This window comes from Companilactobacillus ginsenosidimutans, assembly GCF_001050475.1.
Lineage (GTDB): Bacteria > Bacillota > Bacilli > Lactobacillales > Lactobacillaceae > Companilactobacillus > Companilactobacillus ginsenosidimutans.
Window position 1 is genome coordinate 1,314,445 of record NZ_CP012034.1, and the last position, 12,292, is coordinate 1,326,736.

At 38.8% G+C, this 12,292-nt stretch carries 10 protein-coding genes; 2 read left to right on the top strand and 8 right to left on the bottom strand.

All coding sequences use genetic code 11. The features are described 5' to 3' along the window. Positions 1–252: 252 nt before the first annotated feature. From carB to ABM34_RS06855, 6 genes are all read right to left on the bottom strand, one after another. The gene (carB, locus tag ABM34_RS06830) at positions 253–3,420 is read right to left on the bottom strand and encodes a carbamoyl-phosphate synthase large subunit (RefSeq protein ID WP_048704492.1); all 3,168 of its coding nucleotides are present in this window, start codon (positions 3,418–3,420) and stop codon (positions 253–255) included. Beyond that, positions 3,404–4,501, bottom strand: coding sequence for a carbamoyl phosphate synthase small subunit (locus tag ABM34_RS06835; protein WP_048704494.1), 1,098 nt, complete (start codon positions 4,499–4,501; stop codon positions 3,404–3,406). The genes carB and ABM34_RS06835 overlap by 17 nt, the downstream gene beginning before the upstream one ends. 317 nt (positions 4,502–4,818) lie before the next feature. Next, positions 4,819–5,109 (bottom strand): hypothetical protein, encoded by a 291-nt coding sequence (locus tag ABM34_RS06840; protein WP_048704495.1) that lies wholly within the window; start codon positions 5,107–5,109, stop codon positions 4,819–4,821. Between the two features lie 56 nt (positions 5,110–5,165). Next, a complete protein-coding gene (locus ABM34_RS06845) occupies positions 5,166–6,164 on the bottom strand; it encodes a FecCD family ABC transporter permease (protein ID WP_048704497.1) in 999 nt (332 codons plus the stop codon). Further along, positions 6,161–7,159: a FecCD family ABC transporter permease gene (locus ABM34_RS06850; RefSeq protein WP_048704499.1), complete on the bottom strand. Its 999-nt coding sequence runs from the start codon at positions 7,157–7,159 to the stop codon at positions 6,161–6,163. Before ABM34_RS06850 ends, ABM34_RS06845 begins: the two co-directional genes overlap by 4 nt. Next, complete coding sequence (locus tag ABM34_RS06855) at positions 7,156–7,950, bottom strand: ABC transporter ATP-binding protein (protein ID WP_048704500.1); 795 nt, start codon at positions 7,948–7,950, stop codon at positions 7,156–7,158. Before ABM34_RS06855 ends, ABM34_RS06850 begins: the two co-directional genes overlap by 4 nt. Positions 7,951–8,096: 146 nt before the next feature. On the opposite strand from ABM34_RS06855, the gene ABM34_RS06860 reads away from it, so the two are divergent. Then, positions 8,097–9,029: an ABC transporter substrate-binding protein gene (locus ABM34_RS06860; protein WP_053084452.1), complete on the top strand. Its 933-nt coding sequence runs from the start codon at positions 8,097–8,099 to the stop codon at positions 9,027–9,029. 63 nt (positions 9,030–9,092) lie between these two features. On the opposite strand, the gene ABM34_RS06865 is transcribed toward ABM34_RS06860, so the two are convergent. Both ABM34_RS06865 and serC read right to left on the bottom strand, forming a co-directional pair. Continuing rightward, complete coding sequence (locus ABM34_RS06865; protein ID WP_048704502.1) at positions 9,093–10,262, bottom strand: phosphoglycerate dehydrogenase; 1,170 nt, start codon at positions 10,260–10,262, stop codon at positions 9,093–9,095. Beyond that, positions 10,262–11,347: a 3-phosphoserine/phosphohydroxythreonine transaminase gene (gene serC, locus ABM34_RS06870; RefSeq protein WP_048704503.1), complete on the bottom strand. Its 1,086-nt coding sequence runs from the start codon at positions 11,345–11,347 to the stop codon at positions 10,262–10,264. The genes ABM34_RS06865 and serC overlap by 1 nt, the downstream gene beginning before the upstream one ends. A 315-nt stretch (positions 11,348–11,662) precedes the next feature. Here serC and ABM34_RS06875 point away from each other — a divergent pair, with 315 nt between their 5' ends. Further along, the gene (locus ABM34_RS06875; protein ID WP_048704505.1) at positions 11,663–12,280 is read left to right on the top strand and encodes a histidine phosphatase family protein; all 618 of its coding nucleotides are present in this window, start codon (positions 11,663–11,665) and stop codon (positions 12,278–12,280) included. Positions 12,281–12,292 lie beyond the last annotated feature (12 nt).

Sequence of the window (12,292 nt, forward strand, 5' to 3'; positions counted from 1 at the left end):
ACAAATTTTTATATTTAAGTAACTCCCGAACAGTGCTGAATTCAGCCTGGAGGTGGAGTACGAGGGGCGCTCAGCCGGCAAATTTTACTTAGCGTACGAAGTACGGTTAGTAAAAGACCCAGTTTGGAGACTTTTCGGGCTGTGAAAAGCCTTCAAATGGCGTCGCCAGCGTTCCAGCCCCCTCGAACGGAACCTCCAGGCGGCAGTCCAACTCTATCCAACGAACTTAGAGCTCTTGAACTAAACGCAAACCTAAATAGAATGAATATAAAAGCTTTGTGCTTCCAAAACTTTCAATGCTGCATCGACAGTATCCAACGCCGTAAACAATGGTACAGAATGCTCAGTCGTTACGCCACGCATAACTTTCCCATCCGTTTCACCGGCTTCTTCATCATCAATAGTATTAACAACGACCCCAACTTCTTTGTCGCCAATCAAGGTCATCATACCTTCGAATGAATCGTCAAAGCTATCAACGTCGAGTCCATCTTTCTTCAGCGCTTCGGCTGTGTCGCCGACTGCCAATAGGTCGAATCCTAAATCAGCAAATCTTTCTGCTAATCCGGTTGCTTCTTCCATGTCGCTTGGCTTAATGCTGAAGATAACTTTTCCTGATGATGGAATGTGTGTCTTGGTTGCTTCAAAAGCTTTGTATAATGCCTTCTCGTATGTCTTATCAGTTCCCATTACTTCACCGGTTGACTTCATTTCTGGTCCTAACAAGCTATCAACGTCTGCTAGTTTTGAGAATGAGAATACTGGTGCTTTAACGTGAATCAAGTCGCCAACTGGTGCAACACCGTTCTTGTATCCTTGATCCTTCAAACTTTGACCGAGGATAACTTTTGTGGCAATTTGGGCCATTGGAATATCAGTAACTTTACTCAAGAATGGCACTGTACGACTAGCTCTTGGGTTAACTTCAATTACATATGCTTGGTCATTTTGAACAACGAACTGAATATTCATCATACCAATACAGTTCAAATCATGAGCCAATTTTTCTGTGTAATCGACGATTTGATCTTGCACGTGCTGGGACAAAGTTTGAACTGGATAAACTGACATTGAATCACCTGAGTGAACTCCGGATCTTTCGATATGTTCCATTATTCCAGGAATCAAGACATCTGATCCATCACAAATTGCATCAACTTCACATTCTTGACCCATCAAGTAATGATCAATCAAAACTGGGTGATCATGTGAAACTCGAACGGCATTGTGCATGTAATAATTTAATTCTTCTTTTTTATTGATGATTTCCATTGCACGGCCACCTAGAACATAACTAGGACGGACCATAACTGGATAACCAACACGTTCGGCAATTTTAACAGCATTGCCTTCATCACTGGCTGTATCACCAGTTGGATGAGCAATCTTATTTGCAACGATAACTTTTTCAAACTCATCACGGTCTTCAGCACGGTTGATATCTTCAACCTTTGTACCAAGAACTTTAACGCCGTGTGCCAAAAGTGGTTCGGCCAAGTTAACAGCAGTTTGACCACCGAATTGAAGAATGACACCTTCTGGTTTTTCGAGTTCAATAACGTTTAAGACATCTTCAAGCGTTAATGGTTCGAAGTAAAGTTTGTCAGAAATTGAGAAATCAGTTGAAACTGTTTCTGGATTACTGTTCATAACGATTGCTTCGTAGCCGGCCTTTTGAATAGCTTTAACTGAATGAACTGTGGCGTAATCGAATTCGACACCTTGACCAATTCTGATTGGACCAGAACCGATTACGATGATTGAAGGTTTCTTATCGACAATGCTTTCGTTTTCGAATTCGTAAGTACTATAGAAGTAAGGTGTTTGTGAATCGAACTCGCCGGCACATGTATCAACCATTTTGTAAACTGGTGTGATTTTGTTATCTTCTCTAAGTTTTTGAACTGAATCAATATCGACATCCCAAATCTTGGCGATTGATTTGTCAGCAAACCCATTCTTCTTAGCGTCGAGCAAAATATCTAGGTCCTGTGGATTGTCGCGTAATTCACGTTCAATCTCAACAATATGAAGCAATTTATCAAGGTAGAATAAATTAACTTTTGTCATATCAGCAATTTTCTCGATCTTGTATCCACGACGAATTGCTTCAGCTAGATAAAATAGTCGATCATCTTGAGGGACTACTAATCCTTCATCCAATTTCTCATCAGAAATGTCATGCAACTCTGGCTTGTCTAGTGATACCAAACCAATTTCCAATGAACGGACAGCTTTCAAAGTAGCTTCTTCAATATTTCTACCGATGGCCATAACTTCACCAGTTGCCTTCATTTGTGTACCAAGGCGACGGTCAGCGTTGACAAACTTGTCAAATGGCCAACGAGGAATCTTACATACGACATAATCCAAAGCTGGTTCAAATTCGGCATAAGTTGTTCCTGTTACTGGGTTGATAATTTCATCTAAAGTTTGGCCGACAGCAATTTTGGCAGCAACTTTGGCGATTGGATAACCAGTAGCTTTTGATGCCAAAGCACTGGAACGACTAACTCTAGGATTAACTTCAATAACATAATATTTGAAACTATTAGGATCGAGGGCAAGCTGAACGTTACAACCACCTTCGATTTTTAAGGCACGAATAATTTTTAGTGAGACATCACGAAGCATTTGGACTTCGCGGTCTGACAAAGTTTGAACGGGAGCATAAACAATTGAGTCACCAGTGTGAATTCCGACTGGATCAAAGTTTTCCATGTTGCAGACAACCATTGCATTATCATTTGCATCACGCATAACTTCAAACTCAATTTCTTTATATCCAGCAATACTTTGTTCCAACATACATTGAGTAACCGGAGAAAGGCTCAGTCCGTTTTGTAAGATCTCACGGAGTTCCTTTTCGTTGTTGGCGATACCACCACCAGTTCCACCCATGGTGAAAGCTGGTCTAACGATAATTGGATAACCAATTTTGTTGGCTGCGGCAACTCCTTCTTCTTCTTCGTGAACAATTGCAGATTCAGGAACTGGTTCGTCGAGTTCATTCATTAATGAACGGAACTTTTCTCTATCTTCTGCTTGATCAATTGCGCTCATCTTAGTACCCAATAATTCGATATCTAATTCTTTCAAGATACCAGAATCATCAAGTTCCTTGGCCATATTCAATCCTTGTTGTCCACCTAATGTGGGAAGGATTGCATCTGGTTTTTCTTTACGCAAAATTTGTGAAACGAATTGTAAGGTAATTGGTTCGATATAAACTTTATCAGCAATTTCGGTGTCAGTCATGATAGTAGCAGGGTTTGAGTTAACCAAGACTACTTGGTAACCTAATTCCTTCAATGCAAGACAAGCTTGTGTTCCGGAATAATCAAACTCAGCTGCTTGACCAATGATAATCGGACCAGAACCAATCACCATAATTTTTGAAATATCAGTTCTTTTGGTCATATGTGATTGTCCCCTTCGCTTTATTATCATCAATTAACTTCATGAATCTATCGAATAAATAATCTGCATCGTGAGGACCAGGAGCTGCATCCGGGTGATATTGCACAGAAAAGGCCGGATAGATCTTATGTCTCAATCCTTCAACAGTTTTGTCATTGATTTCTTCATGAGTTACTTCTAATTGAGTTCCATCAAGTGAGTTACGATCAACAGCATAACCATGGTTTTGAGAAGTAAAATCGATTCGACCAGTAGTTAAATCTCTTACAGGATGATTAAAGCCACGATGTCCGAACTTCATTTTGAAGGTGTCAGCACCATTTGCGAGAGCAAATAATTGATGTCCCATACAAATACCAAACACAGGTACATATTTTTCAACTTCACGAATCATTTCCAAAGTAGCTGGTACGCTCTTAGGATTACCGGGTCCGTTAGTTAACATGACACCATCTGGATCTTGGTCTAGTACTTGTTGAGCAGTAGCATCTGCTGGCAAGACCATCAAATTACAATGTCTGTCGGATAATTCTCTTAGAATCGAGTGCTTCAAACCATAATCGATCAATACAACTTTACGCCCATGAGTTGGTACTAGATAGGCACTTGGTGTAGTACTTTGTGCAATTTGATTTGTTGGTAATTCAGTGTTCTGGAGATCTTTCACTGTGTTTTCAGTAACTTCGTCAACAATAGTTGCTTTCAAAGCACCTTTAGCACGAATGTGTCGAGTAACAGCACGAGTGTCAACACCACTGATGCCAGGGATGCCACTCTCTTGTAAGTATTCGTCCAGTGATAAGTCCATTCTCCAGTTGTTAGCTCGTCGGGCCAGTTCATGTACTACTATACCTTTGCAAGTTGGAGTAATTGATTCATAGTCATCGCGGTTAATACCGTAATTACCTATTAGTGGGAAAGTAAACATTAAGATCTCGCCATTATATGACTGATCTGTTATTGATTCTTGATAGCCGGACATACCAGTACTGAAAACTAACTCGCCCACTGCGGCAGTTTCGGCACCGAATGCTTGTCCTGGATAAATATTGCCATCTTCTAATACCAAGTAACGCTTCATTATTCCGCCCCTTTCGTCTATAAACTGACCTGTTGAAATGCTAAAGAAGGCAAAAAAAATATACCTCTGAAGCTTTCATATAAAGTTAACCACATCAATAAGGGATTAACACGAACATTGCCCATGACAATCCCATTTTTGTTTCGTGATTGTATTAAATTGTACAACTACTGAAGAAACATTGAAACAGTTTTGTGAAATTAGATTAAAAATATTTTTAATATTCGTTAATAAAAAAAGAGAGCAGATTATTATTAAATCAGCTCTCACAAAAATTTTTATATTATTTTCTAATAATCTTAACTAAATATTTACTGTTATTTATCCTCTTTAGGAGGATTATATTCCGGATCATCCATATCTCGTTCTATATCAATTCCATACAAATCATTCACAGCTGCATCTTTGTCGGCTGGAACGACGACTAAAATTGTTGTGGCACCTTTACTGCTAACGTAACCGACAAATGAGGTTACTTCTTCAACCTTATAGGGCAACCCATCAGAATGAATGATATATTGCCCAGCAACAGGCATGTTTTCAACAAATACTTTGTTCATTCGAATGTATTCATCACCATCGTGAAGTACTACTAACACTTTATACATATCCAGTCACCCTCCTTTACACTAGTTGTAATCTAATTCGGGCTTTTTGGCAAGATTTAACGTGTCTTGACTAATATGTAAATAAAATATGGAGCACCAATTACGGCGACTAAAATACCGACCGGAATTTCACTAGTAGAACTAATAAGTTTTCCGACCGTATCCGCACACAGCAACATAAAGCTACCTAGGACGCCAGATAATATTAGTTGTTTTGAATGTTTGAACCCTACTACTCTTCGAGCAAGATTTGGAGTAATCAAACCAATAAAACCAATCCCACCACTGATTGAAACACTTACGCCAGCCATAATCACTGCAGCCGCAATTAAAATGATTCTTTCTCGTTTAAGATTGATTCCTAAGGATTGAGCCACATCGTCTGATAAATTGAAGGTGTCTAAAACTCGCTGTTTACTAAAAATAAAAATTACACAGATGATAAACCACGGTAGACTCAATAAAACAAAGTCCCAACTCGTTCCCCAAATACTACCTGCTAACCAGTTCATAACAAACTGATAATTTTCTGGCGATAGTTTCAACGTAAGTAACACCATAATCGACGAATACAGTCCTGCTAAGGCAACACCAGTTAATAGCAGGCGATTAGATGTAATTCCAGTATCGCGTTTATAAGCCAGCATGAATACTAATCCAGCGCTCAATAACGCGCCAGCTAGCGCCATCAGAGGTAATAAATATAAGTTACCATCTTGATTTTTAACAAGTGCCACAAATAGCATCACGGCAATTCCCGCACCAGCATTAATCCCCAGAAAACTAGTATCAGCCATCGGATTTTGTGTCGTCGTTTGGATAACACTTCCAGCAATTGCCAGCGCAAATCCAACTAGTAATGTAATTACAATTTCAGGCAAGCGGAAGTTAAAAATAACAATAGAATCGTAATACGAGCCATGTCCAAATACTAAATTCATTATTTTATCGGGAGCGATTTTCATCTGACCAGTATTTAGATTAATTACCGCAAAAACAATCATCAAAATAACCAGCACGATTAGCCAGTTAGTCAATTTAATTTTTTTCGTCATATTTGTCTACTGTCCTTTCTTGCGAGATAGATGAAGAAAGGTACACCTACGAGAGAAATTATTATCCCAAAAGGAGTCTCGTTAGGCGGGTCAATAGTTCTGGCGATTAAGTCGGCTAAAACGGTCAAATCTGCACCCAATAGCACCGTCATCGGAATTACTTTGCGATTGTCGCTGCCGACGATGAATCGAACAATGTGTGGAACTATTAGTCCAACAAAGGCAACTGCCCCGACTAATGCAACTGAGATTCCCGACAAAATGACTACACAAATTAACGCTAGAAACCGGATAGGATCAGCATTTTTACCTAGGCTTTTGATAGTATCATCACTTAATCCCAACAAGTTCATATTTGAACTCATGAACATAACTGCAATTAACGCGACGACTATCCAAGGTCCTAGTCGCTGAAGTTGAGCCCAACTTACGGCTGAAACTCCTCCAAAATGCCAGAAAGCTAAATCTTGTTTGAGGTGAGCAACCAAAGCAATTCCTTCACTCATCGCAGTGAAGAAGGCACTAATAGCCATCCCTGAAAGGACTAAAATAGTTGGGCTCATCTTAGCTTTTTTCATCATACTAATAAATGAAACTAACACGGCGGCGATTGCAGCTCCAAAAACAGAAAAAATCGTTGTGTTAATCGTCGAAATCTTAGGAAAAAATGTAAAACAAATCGTCAACATAAAAGCTGCACCGGCATTAATTCCCAACAAACCCGAATCAGCCATAGGATTTTTGGTGACACTTTGCATTAAGGCACCACTAACAGCCAAAGCTGAGCCAATTAGCATGGCACCAATCACACGGGGAATTCTAATTTCACGGATTATTCGTTGATCGACGTTTGAAGCTTCGTAATGAAAAATTGCATTAAAAACGGTGTTATCAGAATTTTGGTTGGCACCATATCTGACACTAAAAAGTAATAACAATAGCAAAATAATTAAGCTTACCGTAATTTGGAGCGAATACTTTACACTGCGGTTCACACGGCTTCACCATTCTTCCAGCGATCATATGTCAAAATCATTGGTCGATTATTTTCTTGAACAATTTTGGCATCGATATCAAAAATATTTCGCAAATTATCACGAGTTATGACTTGTTTGACTGAACCGGCAGTTTGTAAAACCCCACCTTTGATGGCTATCAGCTGGTCGGAAAATCTTGCCGCATGATTTAAATCATGTAATGCCATAATAATCGTGCGATGTTCCTTCTCATTTAATTCCTTAATTAATAACATGACATCCAGTTGATGTGTTAAATCTAAATAAGTTGTCGGTTCATCAAGAATTATTGTGTCGGTGTCTTGAGCAATTGCCATGGCTATCCAGGCTCTTTGACATTGACCACCAGAAAGAGTGCTCAACAATCTGTTTTGTAAGTCTTGCAATGAGGCTTTCTCCAATGCCCAATCAATTTTCTCTCGATCAATCTTCGACAAATTTGCGAAATGCTTCCGATATGGTATCCGACCGAATGTGACTAATTCACGGACAGTTAAATCATTCGCCACATCACTAGTCTGTGGTAAAACCGCCATTTGATGGGCGATTTCGCTATTCTTTTTATTTTCAATGTTTTGACTATCTAAAAAAACAGCCCCGTCACATGGTTTGAGTAAATGAGCCATAGTTCTAATCAAGGTTGACTTTCCACAGCCATTAGGACCAATCAAAGTAGTAACTTGCCCCTTCGGAATTTGAATCGACAGATCATGAATTGTTAGTTTCTTTTCGTAACTAACACAAACTTTTTTAGTTTCAATAATATCCATAGTCGTCATCCCCTGCTTTGAGTTTTCTATATATTTTTGTTATATAATGTATATATAATCATTATATATATTAGACTTTTTTACGATTATTTTCTTTAAAAATAAAGGAATTAAGGGTAATTACTAAGATTGATAGGGGAAAAATTATGAACAAAAAAAGACTTTTCACTACCACATTATTTATCGCAATGTTCATGCTAGCATTTTTAGCCGGATGCAGTAATACAAGTAGCTCCAACAATGGTACGAGGGAACTAAAAGATTCTATGGGTCATGAAGTTAATGTTCCGACAACTCCCAAGCGTGTTGTCGGAAGCTACTTAGAGGATTACTTAGTTTCCGTTGGAGTAAAACCAGTCGTCCAATGGTCCGTGAAAAATGGTGCTAGCACCCAAGAGTATTTGAAAAAAGATTTAAAGGGTGTGCCCACCATTGACTACGCTCTACCATACGAAGCTGTCACAAAAGCAAAACCTGATTTAATTTTAATGGGCACAGACTCTCAAGTCCAAAATGGCAAATATAAGCAATACGAAAAAATTGCTCCAACTTATGTCGTGAAAAATGACGACAAAGTTGGCTGGAGAGCCCAATTCCTTGACGTAGCCAAGGCTGTCAATAAAACTGCTAAAGCTAAACAAGTTTTGAAAAAATATGATAATAAAGTCACTTCAGCACGTTCAGAATTAAAACAAAAAGCTCCAAATAAATCAGCTGCAGTAATATGGGTCACTAATAATCAAGCTTTTATCGTCAGTGACAAATCCTCAAGTGGTACATTGCTGTACGACGATTTGAAGTTGAAAGAACCAAGTCTAGTTAAAGAGGTTTCTAACAAAGCTACGGCTGACTGGTCAGCTGTCTCATTAGAAAAATTAGCTAAACTAGACGCTGATTATATTTTCTTGGTTAATAGTGATAAGGGTGCTGACATGTTTAACGATCCAGTCTGGACAAACATTTCTGCCGTTAAAGATCATCACGTTTACCAATATGGAAACGACTCAAGTTGGCAATACAAGGGACCTATCGCTTATACCCAAATGATTAATAACGTCTTATCTGATATCACCAAATAGTCATTTAAATCACAAATACATGAAAAGACCCATTCCAGATTTTGCTGGAATGGGTCTTTTTTCTTAACTATGTTCAATAACTCTCACTCGATGGATCTCCTTAATTGAATTAAGTCTATTCAACAAATCTTCACGGTCATCAGACTCAATAGAATTAACATCAATAATCGTATAAGCAACACTACCACGAGCGGCATTCGACATATTCTCAATGTTAATACCTCGATTAGCCATTTCCGTCGAAATCTGACCAACCATGTTAGGTACATTTTTGTGGATCAAAGTTAAACGATATTGAGCCTCAAATGGTAAATTCATTTGTGGCAAATTAACTGAATTAGTCGTATCTCCTGATTCCAAGTAATTCATCACAGTGTTGGCACCTTGAACGGCTCCGTTTGATTCAGCTTCTAGAGTTGAGCCACCAATATGGGGAGTAATTGTGATATTTGGTTGGTCGGCTAAGATTGGTTCGCCGAAGTCAGTGTTGTAATGACTGATTTTACCTGATTTAACACCTTCAACGGCGGCTTTATTATCAACGATTCCAATTCTTGAATAGTTGAATAAGACTACGTCATCTTTCATAGCGGTCATTTCAGTAGTACTGATCAAGCCAATTGTATCGTCATTCTTTGGAACATGGACTGTTACGAAGTCAGCGTTTTTGACTGCTCTTCTAATTGAACTGGCACGTTTTACTTTGTTATCGATTCGCCATGCAGCATTTGATGATAAGTATGGATCGTATCCGATGACTTTCATTCCCAAAGCCAAAGCTGCATTAGCAACTCTAGCACCGACATTTCCTAATCCAATAACAGCTAGTCGTTTTCCGGCTAATTCTGTTCCGTTGAACTTAGTTTTGTCTTTTTCAGTTCTCTGAGAAATATCGGCTTCGGTATGTTTGTTTGAATAATCGTTTGCGGCGAAAAGATTTCTGGCTGTGGCAATCATTAATGAGATAACTATTTCTTTAACAGCGTTCGCATTACTTCCCGGTGTGTTGAAGACGGCAATTCCATTTTCAGTAGCTCGATCCAATGGCACGTTATTGAAACCTACTCCACAGCGGACGATTGTTTTTAAACTGGTTGGGAATTTTTCTTCCAATAAGTTAACAGAACGAATTAAATAGGCATCCGGAGTTTCGCTCTGATTAATCTTGAAATTATCATCGAAAGTTTCCAATCCCGTTTTAGCAATGGCGTTAAATGTTTTTACTTGATACATTAGTTCGTCCCCCTGTTATTTTTCTCAAATTTATCTAGAAAATCGACCAGTGCTTGCGCACCTTCATATGGCATCGCATTGTACAAACTAGCACGCATCCCACCAACTGAACGGTGACCTTTGATATTTAATAGACCAGCCTCAGTTGCTTCAGCAATCAATTTCGCATCCAAGTCAGGATTTCCGGTTACGAAAGGAATATTTACTAATGAGCGGTCGGCCTTTTCAACTGGAGCAGTGAATAGTTTCGACTCATCCAAAAAGTTATATAGCAAGTCAGATTTTGCTCGGTTGCGTCTTTCCATTTCGGCAACGCCACCTTGTTCTTTAAGCCACTTCAAGACTAATCCAGCTGCGTAAATCGCGAAAACTGGTGGTGTATTGAACATTGAATTTTTCTTAGCGAATAAATCGTAATCTAGCATGCTTGGTAAGTTTTGAACTTTGCCAATTAAGTCGTCACGAACGATGACTAACGTTAATCCAGCAATTCCCAGATTCTTTTGGGCACCGGCCATGATGGCACCGAAATCTTCAATATTATATTGTTGTCCCATAAAGTTAGATGACATGTCACCTACTAATGTGGTTGCACCAGTATCTGGCAGCGTAGAATAAGCCGTTCCCTCAATTGTATTGTTCAAACATACATGCACATAATCGTAAGTATCTTGTGTCAAATTTTTTATAATAGGTAGTTTTGTGTATTTAATATCTTTAGTTGAATTCAAGACATCAACTTTGACGCCGACTCTCTTGGCTTCGTCGCCGGCTCGGTCAGCCCAGTGACCACTGTCTAGGAGTCCAATTTTATGATACTTTGTGGCGAGATTCATTGGTGCAGTGGTGAACTGGAGGGTTCCGCCTCCTTGGAAAAATAGTACTTTGTAATTATCAGGAATTTTCAACAAATCACGCATGTCTTGTTCAGCTGTGTTGATGATGTCATCGAAAAGTGCGGAACGATGAGAAATCTCCATTACGCTCATTCCCGAATTTTTGTATGAAGGCATATCGGCCTTAATCTGTGCTATGACTGGATCGGGCATGGTTGCGGGACCAGCTGAAAAATTGTAAATTGTCATCGTTTCTCTCCTTAAATTTTTTTTATAAAAAAAGCCCTCACAGACACTTTCTGTGAGGACAATTGTGCAAACATTAGAAACCTCACAGATAGAATGTCTATACTTACATGAGGTTTACAACGGTTAATAAGCCTACATGTGTTTACGTGTAGACAAGGAGGATACTGTTAGGCTATTATTGAATTTATCAAACATAATTAAAAAACCTCCAATTAACTTAAAGCCACTGTAACAATTAGAATTTAAATTGTCAACTAGATATAGTTTAATAAACGGTGCATAATTGTGTTAATTAATTATATCTAAGGAGAAATTATGACGGAATTTTACTTGATAAGACATGGACAAACTAGTGCCAACGCCTTAGGTCTCAAGCAAGGGACTATCAATACTGATATCACCCATTTGAATGAAGTCGGCGAAAAGCAAGCTCATAATCTTGCTGATAAATTTGATATTAGTTTTGCCGACCGGATTATTTGTAGCCCGTTGGATCGTACGCGAAAAACAGCTGAGATTTTGAATGCCGCTCATAATCTCCCTATCACCTTTGATGATCGATTATTAGAAATTTCATACGGACAATGGGACGGTCAAAAGAACTCTGACCTCCGTCAAAAATATCCTGATGTCTACAATGATTATTGGAATGATGTTTTGCCAACTTATACTAAATATTCAAGTGATGGTGAAACATTTGAGGATGTTATTGGCCGGACACACGATTTCCTTGTTGAGACTGTCGCTAAATATCCCGATGAAAAGATCATCGTCGTAACCCATGGATTTACCGTTAAAGCATTTGCTTTGGATGTCCTTCGACCCAGTAACCTTATGAGTTTGCCAGAGCCGCAAAATACCAGCGTAACAAAAATCGACGCTGTGTCAGCGGACGAAACTTATTTGGAATACTATAATCAATTTTTTAATTAAGGAAGGATGGAA

Excerpts from the sequence above, each read along its gene's own strand:
- ABM34_RS06840 (WP_048704495.1), bottom strand. The coding sequence starts at position 5,109 with ATGTATAAAGTGTTAGTAGTACTTCACGATGGTGATGAATACATTCGA.
- ABM34_RS06855 (WP_048704500.1), bottom strand. The coding sequence starts at position 7,950 with ATGGATATTATTGAAACTAAAAAAGTTTGTGTTAGTTACGAAAAGAAA.
- ABM34_RS06860 (WP_053084452.1), top strand. The coding sequence starts at position 8,097 with ATGAACAAAAAAAGACTTTTCACTACCACATTATTTATCGCAATGTTC.
- ABM34_RS06865 (WP_048704502.1), bottom strand. The coding sequence starts at position 10,262 with ATGTATCAAGTAAAAACATTTAACGCCATTGCTAAAACGGGATTGGAA.
- ABM34_RS06845 (WP_048704497.1), bottom strand. The coding sequence starts at position 6,164 with ATGACGAAAAAAATTAAATTGACTAACTGGCTAATCGTGCTGGTTATT.
- carB (WP_048704492.1), bottom strand. The coding sequence starts at position 3,420 with ATGACCAAAAGAACTGATATTTCAAAAATTATGGTGATTGGTTCTGGT.
- ABM34_RS06835 (WP_048704494.1), bottom strand. The coding sequence starts at position 4,501 with ATGAAGCGTTACTTGGTATTAGAAGATGGCAATATTTATCCAGGACAA.
- serC (WP_048704503.1), bottom strand. The coding sequence starts at position 11,347 with ATGACAATTTACAATTTTTCAGCTGGTCCCGCAACCATGCCCGATCCA.
- ABM34_RS06875 (WP_048704505.1), top strand. The coding sequence starts at position 11,663 with ATGACGGAATTTTACTTGATAAGACATGGACAAACTAGTGCCAACGCC.